18 protein-coding genes and 1 tRNA gene are annotated in these 22,150 nt (G+C 64.1%); 5 read left to right on the forward strand and 14 right to left on the reverse strand.

From position 1 onward, the window contains the following. The first annotated feature begins 18 nt into the window (after window positions 1–18). From rfbB to ABHM97_RS06875, 3 genes are all read left to right on the forward strand, one after another. Window positions 19–1,017, forward strand: a complete 999-nt coding sequence (gene rfbB, locus ABHM97_RS06865) for a dTDP-glucose 4,6-dehydratase (protein WP_349470066.1) — start codon at window positions 19–21, stop codon at window positions 1,015–1,017. Further along, complete coding sequence (locus ABHM97_RS06870; RefSeq protein WP_349470067.1) at window positions 1,017–2,438, forward strand: sugar nucleotide-binding protein; 1,422 nt, start codon at window positions 1,017–1,019, stop codon at window positions 2,436–2,438. Before rfbB ends, ABHM97_RS06870 begins: the two co-directional genes overlap by 1 nt. A 178-nt stretch (window positions 2,439–2,616) precedes the next feature. Further along, window positions 2,617–5,298 carry a WecB/TagA/CpsF family glycosyltransferase gene (locus tag ABHM97_RS06875; RefSeq protein WP_349470068.1) on the forward strand — a complete coding sequence of 894 codons (2,682 nt, stop codon included), beginning with the start codon at window positions 2,617–2,619 and terminating at the stop codon, window positions 5,296–5,298. On the opposite strand, the gene ABHM97_RS06880 is transcribed toward ABHM97_RS06875, so the two are convergent. The 12 genes from ABHM97_RS06880 to ABHM97_RS06935 form a co-directional block, all read right to left on the reverse strand. Beyond that, the gene (locus ABHM97_RS06880; protein ID WP_349470069.1) at window positions 5,299–6,642 is read right to left on the reverse strand and encodes a hypothetical protein; all 1,344 of its coding nucleotides are present in this window, start codon (window positions 6,640–6,642) and stop codon (window positions 5,299–5,301) included. Between the two features lie 10 nt (window positions 6,643–6,652). Then, window positions 6,653–7,507 (reverse strand): chain-length determining protein, encoded by an 855-nt coding sequence (locus ABHM97_RS06885; protein WP_349470070.1) that lies wholly within the window; start codon window positions 7,505–7,507, stop codon window positions 6,653–6,655. Beyond that, window positions 7,495–8,955 (reverse strand): O-antigen ligase family protein, encoded by a 1,461-nt coding sequence (locus ABHM97_RS06890; RefSeq protein ID WP_349470071.1) that lies wholly within the window; start codon window positions 8,953–8,955, stop codon window positions 7,495–7,497. The genes ABHM97_RS06885 and ABHM97_RS06890 overlap by 13 nt, the downstream gene beginning before the upstream one ends. Continuing rightward, window positions 8,952–10,223: a glycosyltransferase family protein gene (locus ABHM97_RS06895; protein ID WP_349470072.1), complete on the reverse strand. Its 1,272-nt coding sequence runs from the start codon at window positions 10,221–10,223 to the stop codon at window positions 8,952–8,954. The genes ABHM97_RS06890 and ABHM97_RS06895 overlap by 4 nt, the downstream gene beginning before the upstream one ends. After that, on the reverse strand, window positions 10,220–11,728 hold the full coding sequence (locus ABHM97_RS06900; RefSeq protein WP_349470073.1) for an oligosaccharide flippase family protein: 1,509 nt from the start codon (window positions 11,726–11,728) through the stop codon (window positions 10,220–10,222). The genes ABHM97_RS06895 and ABHM97_RS06900 overlap by 4 nt, the downstream gene beginning before the upstream one ends. Beyond that, window positions 11,725–12,789 carry a glycosyltransferase family 2 protein gene (locus ABHM97_RS06905; protein WP_349470074.1) on the reverse strand — a complete coding sequence of 355 codons (1,065 nt, stop codon included), beginning with the start codon at window positions 12,787–12,789 and terminating at the stop codon, window positions 11,725–11,727. Before ABHM97_RS06905 ends, ABHM97_RS06900 begins: the two co-directional genes overlap by 4 nt. 5 nt (window positions 12,790–12,794) lie before the next feature. Further along, window positions 12,795–13,457, reverse strand: a complete 663-nt coding sequence (locus tag ABHM97_RS06910) for an acetyltransferase (protein WP_349470075.1) — start codon at window positions 13,455–13,457, stop codon at window positions 12,795–12,797. Further along, a complete protein-coding gene (locus ABHM97_RS06915; RefSeq protein WP_257368093.1) occupies window positions 13,454–14,620 on the reverse strand; it encodes a DegT/DnrJ/EryC1/StrS family aminotransferase in 1,167 nt (388 codons plus the stop codon). The genes ABHM97_RS06910 and ABHM97_RS06915 overlap by 4 nt, the downstream gene beginning before the upstream one ends. After that, the gene (locus tag ABHM97_RS06920) at window positions 14,617–15,636 is read right to left on the reverse strand and encodes an NAD-dependent epimerase/dehydratase family protein (RefSeq protein ID WP_284985685.1); all 1,020 of its coding nucleotides are present in this window, start codon (window positions 15,634–15,636) and stop codon (window positions 14,617–14,619) included. Before ABHM97_RS06920 ends, ABHM97_RS06915 begins: the two co-directional genes overlap by 4 nt. After that, window positions 15,633–16,742, reverse strand: a complete 1,110-nt coding sequence (locus ABHM97_RS06925) for a Gfo/Idh/MocA family protein (RefSeq protein ID WP_235522000.1) — start codon at window positions 16,740–16,742, stop codon at window positions 15,633–15,635. Before ABHM97_RS06925 ends, ABHM97_RS06920 begins: the two co-directional genes overlap by 4 nt. Before the next feature lie 57 nt (window positions 16,743–16,799). Then, window positions 16,800–18,479, reverse strand: a complete 1,680-nt coding sequence (locus tag ABHM97_RS06930; RefSeq protein ID WP_349470076.1) for a sugar transferase — start codon at window positions 18,477–18,479, stop codon at window positions 16,800–16,802. 270 nt (window positions 18,480–18,749) lie between these two features. Then, window positions 18,750–19,004 carry a hypothetical protein gene (locus ABHM97_RS06935; RefSeq protein WP_349470077.1) on the reverse strand — a complete coding sequence of 85 codons (255 nt, stop codon included), beginning with the start codon at window positions 19,002–19,004 and terminating at the stop codon, window positions 18,750–18,752. A 39-nt stretch (window positions 19,005–19,043) separates the two neighbouring features. On the opposite strand from ABHM97_RS06935, the gene ABHM97_RS06940 reads away from it, so the two are divergent. Then, window positions 19,044–19,277: a DUF5703 family protein gene (locus ABHM97_RS06940; protein ID WP_017200923.1), complete on the forward strand. Its 234-nt coding sequence runs from the start codon at window positions 19,044–19,046 to the stop codon at window positions 19,275–19,277. A 19-nt stretch (window positions 19,278–19,296) separates the two neighbouring features. Here the strand turns inward: ABHM97_RS06940 and ABHM97_RS06945 are convergent, their stop codons facing one another. After that, window positions 19,297–20,457 carry an acyl-CoA dehydrogenase family protein gene (locus tag ABHM97_RS06945; protein WP_349470078.1) on the reverse strand — a complete coding sequence of 387 codons (1,161 nt, stop codon included), beginning with the start codon at window positions 20,455–20,457 and terminating at the stop codon, window positions 19,297–19,299. A gap of 27 nt (window positions 20,458–20,484) precedes the next feature. Further along, a complete protein-coding gene (locus tag ABHM97_RS06950) occupies window positions 20,485–21,789 on the reverse strand; it encodes a M20/M25/M40 family metallo-hydrolase (RefSeq protein WP_211712679.1) in 1,305 nt (434 codons plus the stop codon). A 264-nt stretch (window positions 21,790–22,053) separates the two neighbouring features. On the opposite strand from ABHM97_RS06950, the gene ABHM97_RS06955 reads away from it, so the two are divergent. Next, window positions 22,054–22,139, forward strand: a tRNA-Leu gene (locus tag ABHM97_RS06955). The last annotated feature ends 11 nt before the right edge of the window (window positions 22,140–22,150 follow it).

A 22,150-nucleotide genomic window follows, 5' to 3' on the forward strand; every position in this document is an offset into this window, starting at 1 on the left:
TGCGGTTACGCTATGGCCATGCAGAGAATCCTTGTCACCGGCGGGGCCGGATTCATCGGATGCAATTTCGTTCACTTCATCATGGTGCACACCCGCCTCCATGTCACTGTCCTGGACAAACTGACCTACGCCGGCACTATTGATTCGCTTTCGGGGCTGCCGTCCGGCCGCTTTGAATTTGTTCAAGGCGATATCTGTGATGCCGCCTTGGTGGACTCCCTGACCCCCACGGTCGATGCGGTGGTCCATTTTGCCGCAGAGTCGCACAACGACAACTCGTTGGAGGATCCACGGCCGTTCCTTGACACCAACCTGGGGGGTACTTTCACCCTCATCGAAGCGGCGAGGAAGCACGGCACCCGGTTCCATCACATCTCCACGGATGAGGTGTACGGGGACCTGGCCCTGGAGGATCCGGACAGGTTCACGGAAAGCTCCGCCTACCGCCCCACCAGTCCGTACTCCGCCACGAAGGCGGGTTCGGACCTGTTGGTCCGGGCGTGGGTCCGGTCGTTCGGACTTCAGGCGACCATCAGTAATTGCTCCAACAACTACGGCCCGTACCAGCACGTGGAAAAGTTCATTCCGCGTCAGATCACCAACATCCTGGACGGAGTTCGTCCCCGGCTTTACGGTCAGGGGCGCAACGTGCGGGACTGGATCCACGTGGCAGACCATTCCTCGGCGGTGCTGAAAATCCTTGAGGCCGGGCGGATCGGTGAAACCTACCTGATTGGTGCCGACGGCGAACGGTCCAACCGTGAGGTTGTGGAGATGCTGCTGGAGATTGCGGGTAAATCCCGTGACGCCTACGACCTCGTCCATGACCGCCCGGGCCATGACCTGCGCTACGCCATTGATTCCAGCAAGCTTCGCCGCGAACTTGGCTGGATGCCGGGTTACCGGGATTTCGACGCCGGGTTGTCGGACACCATGCAGTGGTACAGGGACAACGAGGACTGGTGGCGTCCCCAGAAAGCCGCCACCGAGTCCAAGTACGCGGGCCAAGGCCACTGATGGACGGGGCACACCGGCTGCAGTCCTTGGCCACGTCCATTCCGGGACTGACTCTGTTCCGGCTTCCGGTTCACGCCGATAGCCGCGGATGGTTCAAGGAAAACTGGCATCGTCGCAAGATGATGGACATCGGGCTCCCGGATTTCGGTCCGGTGCAGAACAACATCTCCTTTAACACCGAACGCGGCACCACCCGCGGTATACACGCTGAGCCCTGGGACAAATTCGTCTCGTTGGCCGCAGGGCGGATCTTTGGTGCTTGGGTGGACCTGCGGGAAGGACCGACCTTCGGTGTGTTGTTCACGGCCGAACTGACTCCGGGTGACGCGATCTTCGTGCCACGCGGCGTGGGCAATGCCTTCCAAACCCTTGAAGACCGCACCGTGTACTCCTATCTCGTCAACGATCATTGGAGCCCGGAAGCCCAGGAGGAGTACACCTTCCTGAACCTTGCGGACGAGCACGTCGCCGTCCCCTGGCCAATTCCCGTGGAGCAGGCAACAGTCTCTCCGCAGGACAGGAAGCATCCGCGCCTGGCGGACGTCCGTCCGATGCAGAAAAAGCGCACCTTGGTACTCGGGGCCGATGGCCAGTTGGGTTCGGCGCTCCGGAAGGCTTTTGACGGCGACGCGACAGTTGACTTCGCTGGGCATCCCCAGTTCGACATCACCTCGGAAGAGTCCTTCGAGTCGGTCGATTGGCCCCATTACTCGACCGTTATCAACGCAGCAGCGTTCACAGCCGTGGACGCCGCCGAAACCGCTGAAGGCCGGACCGCTGCCTGGCTGATCAACGCCGGTGCCGTGGCTGCCCTGGCGCGTACCGCCGTCGAGCATTCCCTCACGCTTGTCCATCTCTCCAGCGAATACGTCTTTGACGGCTCGGCGGAGGTTCACAGCGAGGACGAGGCGCTGACTCCCCTGGGGGTGTACGGCCAAAGCAAGGCGGCAGGCGACCTGGCGGCGTCAACCGTGCCGCGGCACTACCTCGTGCGGACAAGCTGGGTGGTGGGCGATGGCCGGAATTTTGTCCGGACCATGGCTGCCCTGGCTGAACGCGGAGCGTCGCCGAACGTCGTGGATGACCAGTTTGGCAGGCTGACCTTCGCCGACGACCTGGCCGCCGGGATCAAGCATCTGCTGGATACGCAGGCTCCCTACGGGACCTACAACATCAGCAACAGCGGCGCGCCGGTTTCGTGGGCCCAGGTGGCCAGGGAGGTGTATCGGCTGAGCGGAGTGGATCCCCTCAAGGTAACCGCTGTCAGCACCGCTGCCTACGCGGGACCGGGCAGCGCCCCCAGACCACGGAACAGTGTGCTGGACCTGGCAAAAATCAAGACTGCCGGGTTCTCTCCCCCGGACGCGTCGCAGCGCCTCGTTGAGTACCTCCTCGCGCGGGAAACCCTAGCGAAGGGGTGACATTCGTCCTAGAGTTGGCGTACGGCAGCCCGTCCGGGCGGGCCGGGAGACACCTTAAGTAAACAAACTGGCAGGCCGGCACCACGCTGGCCACGGCGACCCGGGGCTGTGCAGCGGCCCAGGATCGCCGGCTGTGAGTTGTGCCTTGAGCTGGACCCCGAAGCCTGGAGAGCCAAGAATGCTGCTGCCAAAGATCGCCCCATACAGGACCGTCCTCCCCCACCGCGGTACCGCCGTCAACGCCCGCTCCCTGCTGCTCGGCGGCGCACCGGTAGAGCTGATGGGATTTGAGGACGCCCTGCGCGACATTATGGATCGTGCCTCTGCGGATGGCGCCAAACCCCTGGGTGTCTGCTCGGCCAACCTCGATCACCTCCGGCACTTCGGTGCAGGCAGCCGTTGGGCGGGCACCTTGAACCCGCATGTGCCGGTGGAGTGGCTGACGCTGCTTGACGGGGCACCACTGGTCGCTCAAGCCCGAAGGCTTACCCACCGTGACTGGCCCCGGTTGGCCGGCAGTGACCTCATAGGGCCGTTGCTTGACCAGGCTGAGCAGCGTGGGCTCCGCGTGGGTTTCCTGGGAGGTTCATCCGCGGCCCAGGCCCTCATCCGCGAGCGTTTCGCCGTGGAGCGTCCCAGTCTGGTGGTCGCAGGATGGTGGGCCCCCGAGCGTTCAGTCCTGAGCGACGTCGACGCGTCCTCCCGCCTGGCCGCCGACATAGCTGCCAGCCGAACGGACATCCTCGTGGTGGGCTTGGGCAAGCCGCGTCAGGAACTCTGGATCGCTGAATATGGGCCCTTGACCGGGGCCAGGGTCCTCCTGGCCTTCGGCGCGGTTGTCGACTTCCTGTCCGGCCGGATCCGGCGGGCACCGGCATGGGTCAGCGCCCATGGCCTTGAGTGGGCCTGGCGACTGATGCTTGAACCCACGAGGCTCGCCCACCGCTACCTCGTGGATGGGCCGGGTGCCTATCTCAAGCTGCGGATGCGCAGCGATGCCACACCCCTTCCAGCTGCCGGCGCCGTGCCGAATGCTGCTGCCGCCTTCGTCCCAGCCGACCCGGAGCATGAGCCCAGCCGTGCTCCGGGATCGTTTGTCCCCGTGGAGTCCGCAGCCGACGTGGCCGTTGTGGTGGTCACCTACAACAACGCCGACGACGTCGGGCCCCTGCTTGCGGGGTTGCGGAAGGAAACCGCTGCGCAAAGCATCAAGGTGGTGGTGGCAGACAACTCCCCGGACGATCGCACCATGCTGGAACTGTCACGGCATAGGGATGTCGTGGCCGTGCCGACAGGTGGCAACCTCGGATACGCGGGCGGAATCAATGCCGCCATGCGCATCGCGGGGGCCGCGGATGCCTACCTCGTCCTCAACCCCGACTTGCGGGTCGAGGAAGGCGCGATCCTGGCCATGCGTCGCCGGATGGCCGAATCCGGGGCGGCAATGGTGGTGCCGGTCCTGCTGGACAACGATGGCACTGTCTATCCGTCGCTGCGACGGGAGCCCGGTGTTCTGCGAGCGCTGGGCGATGCGGTGTTCGGGAGCCGGGTGCAGGGCAGGCCTGGTTGGTTGTCGGAGATGGACTACGACCCGGAAAGCTACCGGCACGCACACCTGGTGGATTGGGCTACGGGTGCTGCGCTGTTGATCAGCGGCGACACCGCGCGGGCCGTGGGTGATTGGGATGAACAGTTCTTCCTCTACTCGGAGGAGACGGATTATTGCCGGCGTGTCCGGGAGTCCGGTGGTTCCATGTGGTTTGAGCCGTTGGCCCGGATGTGGCATGAACGAGGGGGTTCGGGTTCTTCGCCGCAGTTGACGGCGTTGATGGCGGTCAATCGTGTGCGATACGCGTCGAAGTATTTCCCGTCGGCCCGTTTGGGGGCCTTTACGGCCGTCGTGCTTGCCGGGGAGCTTGTACGCATGGGTAAGCCGGGGCATCGTGAGGCTGCGTTTGCGGTGGGCAGCCGGAGACGGTGGGAAGGGCTGCCGCACGCCACGAGGGCCACCACGGCAGCGTTGGGTGGTGGGCCGCCTCCGGCGGGTGCTGTGATCATTCCTGCACACAACGAAGCGGCGGTGATCGGCCGGACGCTTGAATCACTGGGTGGTGTCCTCGGTTGGGGCACGGTGGAGGTCATTGTTGCCTGTAATGGGTGCACGGACGAGACGGAGGATATCGCGTCGACGTTCCATGGGGTGCGTGTGCTTCACGTTGAGGCTGCTTCGAAGTCTGCGGCGTTGAATGCCGCCGACCAGGTTGCGGGCCTTTGGCCGAGGCTGTATCTGGACGCGGACATCGAGGTCAGCATGGAAGCGGTGGCGGAAGTTTTGCGGTCCCTTGCCGAGGGGCCGTTGCTTGCTGCCCGCCCGGCGTTCCGCTACGACACCAGTGGCGCTTCTTGGTTGGTGCGCTCTTATTACCGGGCCCGGGGCCGGGTGCCGGCCAATGCGCGGGGCCTGTGGGGTGCGGGGGCGTACGCCCTGAGCCGCGCGGGGCACGATCGTTTGGGCGAATTTCCTTCATTGACCGGGGACGACTATTACGTGGATCGTCTGTTCAGTGGTTCGGAGAAGGCAGTGGTGGCGACGGTACCTGTGGTGGTGCGGACGCCACGGACCGCGGCTTCCTTGCTGGCCGTTCTTCGGCGGACGTATCGCGGGAACGCGCAGCAGGATGAACGATTCGCGGGGCAGTCGGCCTCCCGTACCCTGCGTGAGCTGCTTTCGTCCGTGCGGGGGCCGCTGACGGCTGTTGACGCCGCCGTGTACGCCGCCTTCGCCGTCGCGGGCCGTCGTCGTCCGCTGGGGGGCCGTAGGCCCGCAACGGCCTGGGAGCGGGACGAGAGCAGCCGCTAGTCAGAAGCCGCAGTTCCCGCCCCCTTCGATGCGGTACAGGTGGACGGCGTTGCCGTCCTGGAAGGTATCGGCGAAGCGGCCGTCGAGGATGGGAATGGTCCGGTTTTCGTCGATCACGACGGCGGAGCTGCCGCCGCACTTGAGGGTGAAGGTCGCCTGACCGCCGGCTGGCTTGGTGGCACCGGCGAAGATGTAGGCCGTATGGTCGTACATTTTGGTGCTGAGGTCCACCGGGCCGGTTGCCGTGGTGGCGCCGTCCAGGAAGGGTGCGTTGAGGACGGGCGCGAGCTTAGTGATCTGTTGGTTCAGTGCCGTCACTGTTGGTCGGATTTGTGTGCCGCAGTCCCGCAGGACGTGCTGGGAAATGCAGTCACCCCCGAAGTTGTGGTTGAAGTAGATCACTCCCCTTGCGCCGTGGATCAGGCTGCTCCATACGGCAGCGCGGATCTGGGGGGCGGTGATGGTTGTGGCGTCGGCCGAATCCTTGAAGGGATGCCCGGCTTCCACGAAGGCCCAGATGGGGGTGGCCATTCCGGCCGGTTGCAGCTTTCGGATCCGCTCTATGGTCCAGCCGTAGTTGGCTGCGAGCCGGCATTCGCCAGGGGTGAGGTCCCGTGTATAGCCCACGATGGCGCCCCCTTCGCCTTTGGCGCAGATGCTGGGGTCGGTAAACCAGTAAGTGTCGGCTGAGACGACGTCCTGGACGCCTTTGAAGAATTCGACGGATTCTTCATCTGAGAGCCAGAAGGCCACGCCTTTGCCGTAGTTGGCGTAGAGCATGGCACCTGTCGGGGCAACGGCGCGGCGTTCTTTCTGTACCGTGTACCCGCACTTGCTCTCTTCGGGAATGCAGAGTGGCCCCTCCCCGGGGTACTTTCCTGTCCAGGGAGTGCTGCCCGGTCCAGCCCACATGTCCACTTCATCACTGAGTGCGAAACCGGAGGCATAGGCAGAGTCGAAGGTGGGGATGGCGTACATGTTCGAGGCCCGCACCAGTTGGAGGTCGGAGTTGGCGGTCAGTTCGACATAGGTATTGAGGCCGGCTTGGGTGTCCAGGGCGATGTTGCCCTTGTCCAGGACACTCTCGAACCAGACGGCAAGGGGGAAATAGGCGGGATCAGCGGGGAGCCCGTTCCTGAATCGTCCGTAGTAGTCCGCGCCCCCGTCGACGGGCCGCAGCACGACGCCCTCATAGGACGGTGGCGGGGTCGCTGTGGTCCCGGGCTGGCTGCTGGCCGGTGCAGGAGGGCCGGTGAAGGGAGGGACTCCGCTGGCGGCCGCCACGGCAACGGCGACGCCGGCCAAAGCAGTGCCTGCCAGGACGCCGATTGTCCTTCGTTTCACGGACTACCTTTCAGGCCGACGTTTCCTTGACGGGCGTTTTCCCGTTGCTGCTGGTTTTCAAGGTCTTGGCCAAGGGGGCGTGGGCGGCGAAGAACTGATCAGCCTCGGCGGGATTCAGCACGTCCTCGATGGTCAGTTCGTCAAGCTTTCCGCCCACCGGCAGGTCATCGTGGTCTTTCTCATGCCGGCGGCGTGCTCTCTTCCGCCGATCCCCGTCAGGGGCCGCTGAACGGATCCGCAACCGGGAGGATTCCAAGCCCCGGGCAATGGACACGGCACCGAAAGTGAGGACCACCCCGGCAACCAGGACGACTATGAGTGACCTCAGCCGGCTGGAGAACTGTTCAGTGGCGTTGTCCGGTGCGGCGATCATCAGGGATGTGTACAGGTACCGTGCGTCGGCGCCGTTGACAGTCTGGATGGCCGAAAGGTCGGACTCCAGCCGCGCTCCGAGCGCTTTGACCGTGGCGACTGCTTTGTCCTTGCTGCTTGAGACTGCCGAAATCTCGATCAGGAAAGATGCCGGTGGGCGCTGCACCGTGAAATCGGTGCTGAGTCCGTCCCGGAGCAGCGCGTCGCCGGTGGCGTCGTCACTCAAGCGTGTGCCCACTACCTGCGCGATCAGGGAAGAGTCCGCCGATCGGAGGTAGGGGTTGTCCGAGTTGAGGTTGCTGAGCTGAGGGTTCTTCTCCAGTTCTGCTGCGGTGGGGATCTTGGGGTTGACGATCGCGTAGGTTGCCTTGGCCTCGTAGGACCGTGGGGCCAAGGTGTAGACATAGAGTGCTGCCAGGGCCGTGACCAGCAGGACCGGCAGCACGATGAGTTTGTGGTGCCATAACGTTCTGATGACTGCTACCGGGTCCATGTGTCTGCCTTTGCATTCGGTGTTGACGGTTGGCTTGGAGGTCCCCCCAGGGGTGGCCCGCTGTTGTGGTGATCCGGTGCTTTGTTGTTCCGAAGCTCGATTTCGCGGCGGATCATGACCCAGGTCCCTCCTCCGAGCCCGACGATGAGGGGGTAGGACAGTGCGAAAACAGGAAACGCCATGGAGTCGAATGTCAGTGAGCAGCCTGCGGCCACCGCGCCGCCCGCAGCTATCGCGCCGGCAAGGCAGCGGAGCGGAGCGATCCGGGATGCCCGCGCTGCGATGAACGATGAAACGGCCGGCAAGGCCAGGTACGCCAACGTACCGACGAAGCCCACCAGGCCCAGGGTGACCAGGGAGTTGAGGTACTGGTTGTCCAGGATGTAGAGGGCGTTGTCGGGCATGTAGTTCCCGGGTCCAAGCCCCAGGTATGGCAGCTCGCCGAACATCTCCGCGACGCGGGGATAGTTGTTTGTCCGCGTTGTCAGGGACGGGTCACTGTTTCCTGCGGTGAAGGATGACGTCAAAGTGCCCACGAGTCCGGGGATGGCGACAAACAGTGCAGCCATGGCTGCTGGGGCGGCTATCACCGCCCATCGGCGGGCCACCCGGGGCATGAAGGGGATAAAGACTGCAAGCCCGAGGAACAATCCGAGAACACCGGACCGTGACACGGTGGATGCGATGGCGACGACCAGCAGGGCTGTCCCCGTCCAGTGGAACCATTTATGGCCCGAGCGGTCATAGAGCCCGCGCCAAATGGATAACGGCAGCAACATGGCGCAGACGACGGCCAGCTCAATCGAGTGGAAGGTGCTGCCGGCAACGCGTGTCATGAATCCGCGCACCTGGAAGGCCGTGTTGCCGCCGTTGTCCGTGAACCCCACCATGGCTTCCTGAATCCACACCATGGGGTTGACGCGGAAAAGGAACTGGATCAGCGCAACGATGCAGCAGAAGAACGCGCCGGCAAGGATGGCTCTCACCAGTGACATGGCGTTGTCGAGGGTGCGCACAGCCTCGCTGGTTACCAGGGCTATTCCGCCGCAGGCAAGAATCAGGATCAGCCAGCGGTCGGCCGCGGCCTGCGCCGACACGTTGGTGTTACCCGTAAAGCCCGAAAACAAGGCCGCGTAGGAGGCGCATGAACCCACCCACAGCAGTCCGAGGCCCAGACGGCCTGGATTACTGGACTTCAGCGGATTGTGCAGTCCAAAAAGCGCCGACGACAGCCAGACCGCCAGTAGCAGGACAGCCAGGATGATCGGAACCGTGCCCGCAGCACCGATGGGCTTGATGACCATGTTGGACGGGAAGAAAAAGATGCCGAAAACGGCGAATTTAAGCAACAGTCCCACGTGGCCACCCTTGCCGGTGAACTCCGACAGCTCGCTGGGCTGCACCTCGCGTGGGGCCGGGAAGATGAGGGTCCTCCGAAGGGACTTCATGGCCGGGCTCCCCGCAAAGAGCTGCCCGGAACGTCAAAGGGTTGGCCCGCGCACCATGATTCGATCAGCTGCGCGAACGCCTGGCGGGAGTCGGCCCAGTCCAGCCGTTTCCTGCCCGCGATGGCTGCTGCGCGTGCCTCCACGCCCGGGGTGCCGACCACATCTGCGAGCGCCATGGCCAGGCCAGCGGGTGTTGCCGGGGCCCAGACGGCGTCAGGGTCCGTCGGCAGCCCCGACGCGAAGGCCGCTTCGTTGAGCACCGGAACGCATCCTGCCGAGAGCAATTCGTCGGGAACCAGGGAGATGTTGGTGAACGAAATGGCCAGGCCCGCGATTGTTTGGTTGTACAGGACGTTCAAGTCGGCGGGGCTGAGGTTGCCGTGGTTGGTCACAGGTATCGGCCAACCCGTGACAGTGTCCCCGTAAATGTGGATTTCCTGTTCGGGCCGGAGGGAGTGGAACCGTTCCAACGTGAGTTTGGCCAGAAGGTAGCCGCGCCTGTCCACCTTTTTCTTGGCGTAGTACACAACGCCCGTTCGGGTGGCGGCTGGGGCTGGACTGAGCAACCGGTACGTTGCGGTGTCGGTGCCATAAGGAATGACGGCCTGGGCGGGCTGGCCAAGTTCGTTGCGCATCACGTCGGAGATCATCGGGCCGAGGGCGACGGTGGTCAGTCCCAGCCGGTAGCTGTCTTCGGCCAGGGCGTAGAGGAACCCGCGGGGGTAGAAGTAAGGCTCGTAGTCCTGGATGAAATAGAAGAGGTGGACGCCGGCCGGGGCCCTGCGCGCGGCAACATGTGCCGTGGGCCATGAGCTGGCTACCATAGCGTCCACCCCTTCCATCCCTTGTGTGGCGCTGCGAACCCCGGCACGCAGCGCCGGCCAGTGGCTGTGGATGGTGTCTTCGTGACGGCGTACCTCGTCATCATTGGTGTCATAGAGGAACAGGGTGCAATCGTGGCCGCGTTGTTCCATCTCCTCGACCATTCGGAAGAACGTGGTATGCCCCCCTGAGCCCGGTGCCGGAGGCGTACAAATCCAGCCGACGTTGAGGGAGCCAGCCGTCTTCGGTTCAGGGGAAGTCCGGACGCTGGAACGGGAGTCCATGATGTCCTCTTCCCGCAAGGGAAGGGTCGGTTCGGCGAGGTTCCACCTGTCGGTGGCGATGGTTGCTGCTTTCGCGGCCACTGTTCTGGCCAGTGCCCGCCAGCCGTCCCTGCGCAGACGGTCGGCAGCAAGCCGGGTTGTTGCCGAAAGCCGAGTTGTCATGGTCTTGCCGCCTCTCCGGGAGGGGCGGAGCCGGCCGGATCGAAGGCGGCGGCCCTGGGCCTCAGTAATGCTCGAATGTCCGCGAACAGGAGTTTGCCTTGGCGGAAAGTCAGGAGGGCATACAGTGCCGTACCGAGAACGGTCCCGACGGCGAGCGCTGCTGCCGGGTTTTCCATCCCCCGGGTGGCCAGCCATGCGGCGAGCCCGGCCACCGTTGCGCCCAGCAGCGGAACGGTACTGCCGCGCAGGAGCTGCCACGCTGAAACGTGCAGTACCGTCGTCAGGGACTTTACGTAGAGCGGAATAACCACCAGGCAGGCCACTGTCGCGTGGGCTACCCCCGCACCCGCTATCCCCCACCACGCGATGCCGAAGAAGAGCGCAGGCGTGAGGGTGAGGAGCCAGGCAACCTGCACCCAGAACAGCCAACCGGTCCGGCCTGCCCCGACGCTCAGGTCAGCGAAGAGTTCCACCAGGATCCTTGTGGCGCCGAAGACCCCCAGTGTTGCCAGTGCGACGCTCGCCGGCGCCCATGGCCCACCGTAGGCGGTCACGATCAACGGGTGTGCCAGCGCTACGACCATGGCCGAGATCGGAAAGGCGCAATAGGACACCCCGCTCACAAACTTCGCTGCAAGCGGGCCCAAGGTGCCTTCAGCGAAAAGCCTGCCGAAAGTTGGCACCGCCGTAGCCCGGATCACGGAAGTGATCACCGAACTTGGCAGCCCTGCGAGGTTGAACGCGAGCAGGTACAGGCCCAACGCCGTCGGATCCAGCATCCGACCCACCAGCAAATAGTCCACATTCAGGGTGACAAACACCACCAAATTGGCCATCGCGAGCGGCATGCCCAAGGTCAAAATCCCGGCAGCCACCTGGGGGTCGAAACCCGGTCCATACCTTTTCGGCGTAATGATCCAGTACCCGGCCATCGCAACCAGTTGCCCGCCCACCCTGGACCAGGCGAGCGCCATGGCACCCCAGCCGTCCAGCGCCATCGGAACCACCAGGACCAGCACTGTCACCAGGCTGCAAAGATCGACGACGACACGCGGCTTCTGCAGGAACTCCCGCCACACCATGGTGGAAGGCACGGCACCAAGGCCCTGCAGGAGGATGGTGATCGAGAGTACCTGGATGACCGGTGTCGCGGCGGGGTCGGCAAAGGCCGCTGCCAGGGCCGGGGCAAGGATGACCGCAGCGGCCGTCATGATCCCGCTGGTCAGGAGGGCAATGGAGAACACCGTTGGAGCGATCCTGTCAGGATCGCCCTCTCCCCTGGCCAGTGCCGCCGTCGCGCCGAGTTCAGCCATGTTCGTCGCGATCGTCTGTACCACGATGGCGACTGCGAGTGCCCCAAAGTGTTCAGGTGCCAGCAGCCGGGCCACGATGATGGTGGTTGCGAACTGGACGACCCGGCCCAGGGCCATGTTGACCCCGCCCCAGAGCGTCGCGCTCGCAGCCCGGTGACCCAGGGGGCGGTCCTGCCCGCTGGCGGTGGTCATGAGATGCCCGTCATGGCCCAGAAACGCCAACGGGCCCTGTCCAACTGCGTATGGACGAATTGTGCAGCGACCCGTCCTGTGCCTGGTCCCCTGCCCTGCGAGAGGCGGGAGATCCGGGCTTGGAGGACATTGGCCCGGTGGACGTTGCCTGGAACATCCTGGAGGCGCTCAATGAACTTTCGCAGCTCAATGGCCGCTTCCACCGACCCACCCCGGGCGGTCTCCTTCGAACCAAGCTGCACAGCTTCCTTGCTCAAGGCCCGCTTCGCCCGCTCCAACTGCCTGAACCGCTTGTCCGTAGGGCACGGAAACCGGGGGTCCTCCAGGACACGGAAAGCATCCAACCGATGCTGAAGGTCCACCGCAGCGGCAGCGAACTGTGTTTGGTGCATGTTCGCCCCGTGAACACGGTAGAAAGCCTGGACGGGCCCGTTGATCCGTCCCACGTCCCAGGAAGCAGCAGCCCGCAACCAGTACTCCAGGTCCCCGGAGTGCGGCAGGGTGGAACTGTAGGCCCCAATGCTAAGGACAGCCTCCGTCCGCATCACTACCTCTGGTGACAGGATGAAATTCCTGCCACGGGCGCACGCCAACGCGATCCAGCTCCTGCCACCCCACACGGTCCATGTACAGCGTTCGTGCTGGGCCACGGCAGGTGGCTGATCCGTGAAGTCCTTCGGCAAGCCGTACACCATGCCCACCCGCGGGTTGGCCTCCATGAGGGCAGCTGCCCGGGCCAGGGCGCCCGGCGCGAGCAGGTCGTCTGCGGAGAGCAGGGTCACATAGCGGCCCCCGGCCCGGGCAAGACCGTCGTTGTAGGTGGCGATATGCCCTTGGTTGGTGGCGTGATGCACCACGCTGATGCGAGGATCCGAGGAAGCCAGCCGCCAAGCCACCGCGGCACTGCCGTCCGTAGACGCATCGTCCACCACAATGACCTCGACGTCCACGCCCTCCTGGGCCAGTGCACTCCCCACGGCCTGGGGCAGGTAGTGGCCGTAGTTGTAGCAGGGAACCACCACACTCACAGTGGGCGGGGCCGAGGCCGGGACTGGACGCATCACCCTCATTGGGCCCCCTCCAGCGCCGGAGAGTTGCCGCGCCTTATCACCCGGGCCGGGACACCGGCCCACGTCTCGTCATCGGGTACGTCGTTCAGGACCGCCGCGCCCATCCCGATGGTCGCTTTCGCGCCAATGGACCGGCGCTCGCGGACACTGGCGTTCATGCCAATGTAGGCGGCACGGCCGACGCGGACGTTACCCCCCAGTGAGACCCCGGAAGCGAAGGTCGCGAAATCGCCGATGATGTCGTCGTGGGTGAACGTGACCCCTGGCATGGCGACAACATGGTTGCCGATGGTGACGGAGGCCGTCATGCTGACGTGGGCCAGGAGGATGCTGCCGGTGCCGATCACGCACCCTTCGGGGACATTGACTGTGGGATCGATGGCGGTGGCGTAGCGGTTCTCTGCAAGCCCCAGGGACCGTAACCGCATCACGACGCTCTCCCGGCCCGCCCCTGAACCGATGCAGACCAACAACAAGGCGTGTGGGAAGAGGAGCGCGTCCTTGATGGGACCGAGCACGTGGGCGCCATCGACCACGCGCCCGAGTTTGTCTTCGTCGTCGTCGAGGATGCCGATGACGTCGAACGGGCCGCTGCTGCGGACCATCGCCAGGACCTCGCGGGCGAGTCCGCTGGCTGCGATAAGGAGTAGCTCGGTCATCGTCCTTGTCCTGCCGCGCGGAGTACGGAATCGATGACGCGGACTTGGTCGTGGAGAGCCAATTGGTGGTACACCGGGAGAATCAGGGTGTGATCGGTCAGCCATTCCGTGGCCCGAAGTTCGGCTCCGCCTGTGTCCTTCCCGGCGTAGGCGGGCTGGCGGTGGGCCGCCATGATGCCGCGCCGCGCGGAGATGCCGTCTTCGGCGAGGCGGATCATCAGGGCATCCCTCCCCAACGGAAATGCAGCACCGATTTCCAGCCAGCAGGATTGGAAGTTGCTGGTGCCGTATCCGGGGTCGCTGACCAACCGGAGGCCTTCGACGCCGGCAAACGCGTTCGCGTAGGTGGCGGCCAGTTCACGGCGCCGCTGGACAGCCTCGTGGAGGCGACCCAGTTGGACGAGTCCGACGGCGGCTTGAAGGTCTGTCATCCGGTAGTTGAAGCCGACTTCGAGGTACTCTTCCGCGGGAGCGAGGATGCTGGCGTGCCGGTCCGTGGCTGAAACGCTCATGGCGTGTTCCCGGAGGCGCCGTGCCCGGTCCGCGAAGTCCTGGCGCGGGGTGGAGAGCATTCCGCCTTCACCGGTGGTGAGGATCTTGCGGGGATGGAAGGACCACGCGGCCACCTCGGCACCGGCGCCTACCGGACGGCTGCGGTAGCGGGAGCCGATGGCGCAGGCAGCGTCTTCGACCACGATGATGCCGCGGCCATCGCAGAGTGACCTGATGGGGTCCAAGTCAACTGGAACCCCGCCCTGGTCTACGGCGATGACGGCCTTGGTGGCCGGTGTGAGGGCCTGCTCGACCGTCTCTGCGGTCAGGCAGCCCGTCTGGATATCGACGTCGGCGAACACGGGACGCGCCCCCATATACGTGGGTGCGTTGGCGGTGGCAATGAAAGAGAAAGACGGGACCACCACATCGTCTCCCGGGCCGACGCCAGCGACGGCGAGCGCCAGGTGAAGGGCCGAGGTGCAGCTGGAGGTTGCCACCGCATGACGGGATTCCTGTTCCACTGCGAACGCTTCTTCGAACTGGCGGACCTTGGGGCCTTGCGCGACCCAACCCGAAGCGATCACTTCGGCCACGGCTTGGGCTTCCTCTTCGCCCAGCCAGGGTTTCATGACGTCGATGCGGCCCAAGCGTGTCCCGGAGATGGTCATCGCGCACCAACTGCCGGGGCTCCGGGCCCATCCACCAGCCTGGCCGCTGCAATCTCGTCGCGGAGGGGACGCCACCAGGAGACCAGCGACCGCAGCCCGTCTTCCAGGCCGACCGCTGCTTCGAAGCCGAGGTCTTCCCGGGCAGCGGTGACGTCCGCCAGGCGCCGGGCAACCCCATTCACTGCGCGTTCCGGGCCGTGTTCAAGGTGCAGTGAGGATTCCATGACCGTCAGCAGGGTTTGAGCCAGTTCGGCCAGGCTGGTTTCGGTGCCGCTGGCCACGTTGTAGGCCCCTTCGCGCACGTCGCTGACGGCTGCCAGGACGTTGGCCCTGGCCACGTCCGCGGTGTGGACGAAGTCCATTGTTTGCTCTCCGCTGCCGAAGATCATAGGTGGCTTGCCATCGACGATCCGTTCCATCCAGCGCACCAGCACTTCGGTGTAGAGCCCGTGCACGTCCATGCGGGGCCCGTAGACGTTGAAGTAGCGCAGGATGACGTAGTCCAGGCCTGACATGGCGCGGAAGCTCCTGGCCATCCCCTCGTTGAAGGATTTTGCGGCTCCGTAGAAGGTGTCGTTGTTGTGGTGGTGGTGGCTTTCCTTGGTGGGGAATTGCTCGGCCATCCCGTAAACAGAGGCACTGGACGCCGAGATGAGCTTGTCCACTTTGTGTTCTACGGCTGCCTCGTACACGTTGAACGTCCCATCCACCAACACTTCGAGGGCGAGCCGGGGTTCTTCCGCACATTGGGTGATGCGGATGGCCGCCTGGTGGAAGACCAGGTCCTTGCCGTGGGTGAGGTCGTGGACGAGATCCCTGTCCCGCAGGTCGCCTTCGACGAGTTGGACGCGTTCGGTGGCCAGTGCGCCGTCCAGGTTGGCCCGGCGTCCCCGCACCAGGTTGTCCAGGACGTCCACATGCGCCGCACCGGCGTCGAGCAGTTGGTCCACCAGGGTGGATCCGATGGTTCCGGCGCCTCCGGTGACCAGCACGTTGGCGCCCAGTAGCTTCTTCATCGTGCGACCTGGAGATTTACCTCGTTGCCGGCTACCACTGTTGCCTGGCCATCGGTACCCAGGCTCTGGGTCACGGCCTCAAGGACGGACAGGACCCGCAGCCCGGATTCGCCGCTGGTGCGGGGCCGGGTGTGGTTCCGGATGGAGGTGGCCAGTTCCGCTACTACTTGGCCGAGGGGTTCGCGTTCCTGCAGCGCCGGGGACCACGTGTCTCCCAAACGGTAGGAGATCGCTGAGGCCTTCTTGTCGGCCGCTGATCTGGGTTGCTGGTCCAGGCTGACTCCGCGGTCGTAGACGCTGAGCCGTTGCTGGGGGTTCAGGTCGTCCCACACAAGGGTCCGCTTTGACCCTCCGATGATCATTTGGCGGATTTTGGTGGGACTGAGCCAGTTCACGTGGATGTGCACGATCGCATCATTGGGCAGGCCGAAGGTCAGATGTCCCACGCAGTCCCGGCCGGTGCCGAGGGGATCTGCGCCGTGGGCCGAGATTTCCGTGGGATGCAGCCCGCCGGGGAGCACGAAGTCGAGGATTGAGAGGTCGTGGGGTGCCAGATCCCAGAAGACATTGACGTCCGGTTGGACGAGTCCCAGGTTGATGCGGACTGAGTCAACGTACAGGATGTCGCCCAGCACTCCGCTGGAGACCAGTTCCTGGATTTTCAGGACTGCCGGGGTGAAGCAGTAGGTGTGGTCGGCCATCAGGACCAGCCCGCGGGCGTTGGCTTCTTCCACCATTTCCAGTCCCTTGGCTCGGCTGTCCGCGAGCGGCTTTTCCACGAGCACGTGCTTTCCTGCGCGCAGGGCCGTCATCACCACGCCGTGATGGGTGTGCGCCGGTGTGGCGACGGCGATCGCGTCCAGGTTGTAGGTGTCCAGCAGTTCGTCCAAAGACTCGACGACGGCCACCCCGCCCACGGTTCCGGCGAGCTTCAGTCCGCGCTCGATGTCCAGGTCGCAGATGGCAACCAGGTCCCAATCGGGGCTTGCTTTGAGGTTCCTTGCGAGGTTTGGACCCCAGTAGCCTGCCCCTACCACCGCCGCGCGAAGCTTCGGCCTGAGGTCATGTCCGTTCAATGGTCCTGCTGGAACAGTGCGTATGCTCATTTCCCACTCAACTTCTGTGCTGGTAGCCCGGTACTCGGTCTGTACTGCAGTTCGTCGCTAATAGGCGCCGGATGGCCGGGTCATCGCCCGGAAAGTTCGCCACATGATCATTAGGTCACCGGCCAGGGACCAGTTCTCCACGTAGTAGAGATCCAGCCGGACCGCTTCATCCCAGGGAAGGTCGGAACGTCCGTTGATTTGCCACAGGCCGGTAATGCCCGGTTTGATCAGCAGGCGCCGGTGCGTGTGTTGTTCGTAGGCGCTGACCTCGCGGGACAACGGTGGGCGGGGGCCAACGAGGCTCATATCGCCCATGAGGACATTCCAGAATTGGGGCAGTTCGTCGAGGGAGTATTTGCGCATCCATCGACCACATCGCGTGATCCGGGGGTCGCCCCGGATCTTGAACAGGACACCCGCGCCTTCGTCCTGGCTGCCCAGGGCTTCCACTTGAGATTCGGCATCTACCACCATGGAGCGGAACTTCAGCATCCTGAAGGTCGTCCCCTGCTTGCCGATCCGCTCTTGCCGGAAAAGGATCGGGCCTGGACTGTCGGCGTGAACTATCGCGGCCAACAGCATCAACACCGGTGCCAGGGCGATCAGCGCGGCCGCTGAGATGACGATGTCCATCAGGCGTTTCAGTGTGTGCTTGCCGCCGGAGTAATGCGGGATGTCGACATGCATCAGCGGAAGCCCCTCGACCGGCCGCCAGTGGATGCGCGGACCGGCGACGTTGGTGAGGGTTGCCGCGAGGACGAGTTCTGCGGCGTTCTCCTCCAATCGCCATCCGAGTTCCTGGATGAACTGGTTGCCACCGGGAACAGGCCCCGCCACAATGACTGCGTTCGCTCCTGTCTGCCGTACAGTGTGCGCGATCCCGTAGATTGATGACAGGACCGGGACGCGCTGGTGGTCTACAGCCAGGACCGCTCCCCGCCGGGCACCCGGCAGGCAGGCGCCCACAATCTCGTAGACCGCCCCTGATCTCCTGTTGATTTGCTTGATCACGTACCGGACGTCCTGCGGCTCCCCGACTACCAGGGCGCGCGAGAGGCAGCGCCCCCGCGATTTTTCCTGGCTCAGCCACCGGCGGAACCCCCACCTGCTGCCTGTCAGCGATATCAGGCCAAGCGGCAGGGAAACCAGGACGAAGGAACTGACAGTTTCAAGGCGGAAGACTACAGCCACGATGGCAAGGAAACCGAAGACGCGGATGCTCGCTGAGAAGATCCGCTTGTATTCCTCCGGGCCCACGCCCAGGACTTTGGGATCCCGGGTTCTGTACACCTCCAGTGCTGCCAGCCAAACGAAGCCCAGTATCCCGCCCAGCACCAGGTGGTTTGCCTGCGCCCGGGGGTCGGCGGTGAACGGCCATCCCGCCGTATCCACCAGGAACCCGACGGTGACGGCCGCCGCTACCAACATGGTGTCAGCCAGTCGGAGGCTGGTGGTCAGCCGGTGCGTCCATGTCAGGCGGTCCTTGGGCGGTGCGGCGACCCGGGAGCGCCGGTGGGTGACTGGCGGCACAAGGTCCAGGGTGACATCCGGCCTCGGCGCCGCCAGTCCCGCCTTTTCAGTCCGTTGTGCAGCAACGGACTTGTCAATCCAGGGAGACGCCGGCGGATTGACATCGGCAGTGGCAGGTTCCGTTGGAAAGACTGATCCCACGGTGGCATGGTTTGGACCCGTGGGTGCCGCTACCTTGCCTAGACGCAAGACTGGAACTTTCACCATGTCAGCCTTCTTCGCAGACCTGCCATTGCCTACATATCAGTGAAGCCTCGGCTGTCAGGGGGCGCACCAGTAGTGTGTACTCAAGTTTGCGCAGCATTACCCAATCCCCCTACGTGCAAGTACCTAGCCGGCACCGCTGGGACTACGTGTCCCGGGCCTTGCACGCCGGGTAAAAAAGCCCGGAATCATGGGTCATCAACGGCAATGCCGTGACGGCAATGGGCACAAAAAACCGGCCACCCGAAGGCAGCCGGTGCAAAGCGGAGAGTCTTAGTCCTCTACTATTTCGAGGTCCTCATCGAGTGCCTCGTCGTCCTCATCCTCGTCGTCGAAGACCTGAAGCGGAGTGACCTCGGAGAATGCCTCGTAAAGTGCGTCCTCGTAAACTTCGAAAGCGTCGGCAACCGCGAAGAACGCGGCCTCGACATTGGGGTCCCCCTCGCCCCTTCGGGCGGATGCGGCAACCAGGTGCTCTTCCAAGGCGGCGGTCAGTGATTGAAGCGCGACACGCGGATCGATGCTCATGACTTCACGTTAGCCGGAAAAAGACGAAAATGGAGAGGGATGAGAGAACAATTTCCGGGCAGCTCCGTGGAGCGCCAACGAGACTATGCACGTCAGTACGAGTACCTCGTATTGACGGTAGGCCCTGACGATTCACTGCCTGAGGCCCGCCGCCGGCTGGCCGAGCATTCCGAGTACGGCAAATGGGAACTCGAACGCAGCGTCCTGTACCTGGGCGGTGGGCGCCGTTTCTGGCTGCGCCGAAAAGTGTATTCCGTCCAGCGCACCGTCTAGGCGCCACCGCCCGGCCACACTACTTCTCCAAGGGTCCAAGCCATGCGTTGGCGACAGTGTTGTGCGCGGATTCGTCGTTGGAGGGATGGAAGATGCCCGCCAGCACATCCCGGTACAGCCGTTCCATCTCAGAACCCCTGAAGTAGCTCGAGCCGCCCGTTACCCGGATTGCCAGGTCCACCACGTGGCGCGCATTCTCGGTGGCCCTGGACTTGATGCCCACCAGCTTGGGGAACCACTGCGCGCCGTGATCCACGAGGTTGTCGACGTCCCGGGCAACGGTGGCTATTTGAGGTTGGATCCCGTCCATGGCCAAGGCGGCATCTGCTACCTTCCAACGGATGTCGGGGTCCTGGGCGAGGCTGCGGCCGCCATTCTTGGCCGAAACACGGCGTTTGACGTTCTCGACGCCCAGGAAGAACGCACGCTCTGCCACGCCTGTGTACACGGCGGCGAGAAGCGTTTCAAAACAGGCAAAGATGGAGAAAATCAGCAGGTCCTGGTTAGGGCCCACCGGCAGTTTGCGGAAGATCCGGTCCGGAGGAACCACGGCACCATGCAGCAGGGTGGTGTTCGAGGCACTGGCCCGCATTCCCAAAGTGTCCCAGTCACTTAGCGTTTCGTGGCCGGGTTCGTCGCGGCGGATGAAGCCGAACACCAGCTCCCCTGCCCCGTCCCTGGCGGCGGCGTCCTTACCGAACGTCCCCAGGCGTGTCCAACCGCGGGAAAGGCTGGTGAAGATTTTCCGGCCCGTAAATCGATAACTACCATCGGGCAGGGATTCGGCTACCGTGCCTGAATCGAAAAGCATGGAGTCGTTGCCCGCCTCCGAAATGCCGAACGCAAAGACTTCCCCCTTACCGGCCTCCTTCAGCACGAAGTCCAAAGAATTGTCGCCCCTGGCCGCCATGACACGCGCGACGCCGGTCCACACCAGGTGCATGTTGACGGCCAGCGCCGTGGCCGGGGCCGCCGTGGCGAGACGCTGCTGCAACGCCGCCACCGCTTCAAGACCAAGCCCCAGTCCGCCGTCGGCCTCCGGTACGAAAAGCTTGAGGTACCCGGCGTCGGCCAACTCCTCCAGGTCTTCGTGGAAGAAGCGGTTGTCGCGGTCGTACCCTGCGGCACGGCCGCGCAGGCGCTCGAGCAGGACATCCGGCAGGATTTCTTCGGAATTCATCGACGTGCCTTCTTCTGGTGGTGGCGTCTAGTAGTTGCTCAGCAGCCTGTTCAGGACACGGGCGCCGAACTGGAGGGACTCGGCCGGAACCCGCTCATCCACCCCGTGGAACATGCCGGTGAAGTCGAGCTCATCGGGCAGCATCAAAGGCGCGAATCCGTAGCCGGTGATGCCGATCTTGCTCAGCGACTTGTTATCGGTGCCGCCGGAGAGTGTGTATGGGAGGACCTTTGCCCCGGGATCCTCCGAATGCAGGGCGTCGATCATGGAGTCCACCAGGTTCCCGGCGAAGGGCACCTCAAGGGACACATCCTTGTTGACGTAACTGATCTCGATGCCGTCCCCCGCGAGCTCCTTGATCGTCTCGAAAACCAGTTCCTGCTGGCCAGGAAGAGTGCGGCAGTCAACGAAAGCTTCCGCCGACTCCGGGATGACGTTGTGTTTGTAGCCCGACCGCAGGAGTGTGGGGTTGGACGTGTTCTGCAGGGTGGCTCCAACGAACCTGGCCACGGTGCCGAGCTCCTTCAGGAGGATGTCCGGGTTGTCGGCGTCGAATTCGACGCCGGTCAGTTCCGTCACGCCGTCCAGGAACTGGCGGGTGGTGGGGGTCAGTTCCACTGGCCATTTGTACTCCCCAATCCTCGTTACCGCAGCAGCCAGCCGGGTGACCGCGTTGTCGGTGTTGATTTGGGAGCCGTGGCCCGCACGTCCATGGGCCACCAACCGCAGCCAGGAGAGACCCTTTTCAGCGGTCTGGAGCAGGTAGGTCCGCTGCCCACCGATCGTGGCGGAGAAGCCACCCACCTCGGAGATGGCCTCCGTGGCGCCATCGAAAAGCTCGCGCCGGTGTTCCACGGCGTAGCGGGCACCGTACGTGCCGCCAGCTTCCTCATCGGCAAAAAAGGCGAAGATGATGTCCCGCTTGGGCTTGCGGCCGGTCCGGGCAAAATCGCGCATGACTGAGAGGATCATGGCGTCCATGTCCTTCATGTCCACGGCACCCCGACCCCAGACCAGCCCGTCCTTCAACTCCCCGCTGAAGGGATCAACGCTCCACTGGTCCTTCAATGCAGGAACCACATCCAAGTGCCCATGCACCACCAAAGCGTCCGCCGAGGGATCTTCTCCTGCCAGGCGGGTCACCACATTGGCGCGGCCCGGGGCGGACTCGAAGATTTCAGCCTCAAGGCCTACCTCGGTGATGAGTCCGGCAGTGTATTCGGCCGCCGCGCGCTCCCCCGGGCCGGTGTCGTCGCCGAAGTTCGAGGAGTCAATGCGGATGAGCTCCTGGCAGATCCGGACTACTTCGTCTTCGGGGCGGATGACAGACATGGAAACTCTCCTTGCGTGGCTGGGCTGCAGGTTCCGGCGACGCGCTCTGCGGCTTCCGCAGCCCGTCCCGTGTCCCCTCAGCCTACTCACCAGCAGCGGTACGAGTCAGGAATTCGTTGCGCCATGGGTCGCCGGACAACCAAGGAAGGGGCCCTGGCCAGCCCCGATTTTTCCGTAACCCCAAACCGTGTTAGAGTTTTTCTCGCTGCTTCGGAGGAAAGCAAAGCACCGCAAGGTCCTTAATCACTTCTCTGAACACCACCTGCGCGGGTGGCGGAATGGCAGACGCGCTAGCTTGAGGTGCTAGTCCTCGAAAGGGGGTGGGGGTTCAAGTCCCCCTCCGCGCACCAACACAAGGCCT

The sequence above is a fragment of the Paenarthrobacter sp. CAP02 genome (assembly GCF_040137855.1).
In the GTDB taxonomy this organism is placed as follows: domain Bacteria; phylum Actinomycetota; class Actinomycetes; order Actinomycetales; family Micrococcaceae; genus Arthrobacter.

Coding starts and splice junctions, on each gene's coding strand:
- ABHM97_RS06950 (WP_211712679.1), bottom strand. CDS start 21,789: ATGTCTGTCATCCGCCCCGAAGACGAAGTAGTCCGGATCTGCCAGGAG.
- ABHM97_RS06900 (WP_349470073.1), bottom strand. CDS start 11,728: ATGACCACCGCCAGCGGGCAGGACCGCCCCCTGGGTCACCGGGCTGCG.
- ABHM97_RS06925 (WP_235522000.1), bottom strand. CDS start 16,742: ATGAGCATACGCACTGTTCCAGCAGGACCATTGAACGGACATGACCTC.
- ABHM97_RS06890 (WP_349470071.1), bottom strand. CDS start 8,955: ATGAAGTCCCTTCGGAGGACCCTCATCTTCCCGGCCCCACGCGAGGTG.
- ABHM97_RS06930 (WP_349470076.1), bottom strand. CDS start 18,479: ATGGTGAAAGTTCCAGTCTTGCGTCTAGGCAAGGTAGCGGCACCCACG.
- rfbB (WP_349470066.1), top strand. CDS start 19: ATGCAGAGAATCCTTGTCACCGGCGGGGCCGGATTCATCGGATGCAAT.
- ABHM97_RS06905 (WP_349470074.1), bottom strand. CDS start 12,789: ATGCGTCCAGTCCCGGCCTCGGCCCCGCCCACTGTGAGTGTGGTGGTT.
- ABHM97_RS06920 (WP_284985685.1), bottom strand. CDS start 15,636: ATGAAGAAGCTACTGGGCGCCAACGTGCTGGTCACCGGAGGCGCCGGA.
- ABHM97_RS06935 (WP_349470077.1), bottom strand. CDS start 19,004: ATGAGCATCGATCCGCGTGTCGCGCTTCAATCACTGACCGCCGCCTTG.
- ABHM97_RS06885 (WP_349470070.1), bottom strand. CDS start 7,507: ATGGACCCGGTAGCAGTCATCAGAACGTTATGGCACCACAAACTCATC.
- ABHM97_RS06940 (WP_017200923.1), top strand. CDS start 19,044: ATGAGAGAACAATTTCCGGGCAGCTCCGTGGAGCGCCAACGAGACTAT.
- ABHM97_RS06910 (WP_349470075.1), bottom strand. CDS start 13,457: ATGACCGAGCTACTCCTTATCGCAGCCAGCGGACTCGCCCGCGAGGTC.
- ABHM97_RS06915 (WP_257368093.1), bottom strand. CDS start 14,620: ATGACCATCTCCGGGACACGCTTGGGCCGCATCGACGTCATGAAACCC.
- ABHM97_RS06895 (WP_349470072.1), bottom strand. CDS start 10,223: ATGACAACTCGGCTTTCGGCAACAACCCGGCTTGCTGCCGACCGTCTG.
- ABHM97_RS06875 (WP_349470068.1), top strand. CDS start 2,617: ATGCTGCTGCCAAAGATCGCCCCATACAGGACCGTCCTCCCCCACCGC.
- ABHM97_RS06870 (WP_349470067.1), top strand. CDS start 1,017: ATGGACGGGGCACACCGGCTGCAGTCCTTGGCCACGTCCATTCCGGGA.
- ABHM97_RS06945 (WP_349470078.1), bottom strand. CDS start 20,457: ATGAATTCCGAAGAAATCCTGCCGGATGTCCTGCTCGAGCGCCTGCGC.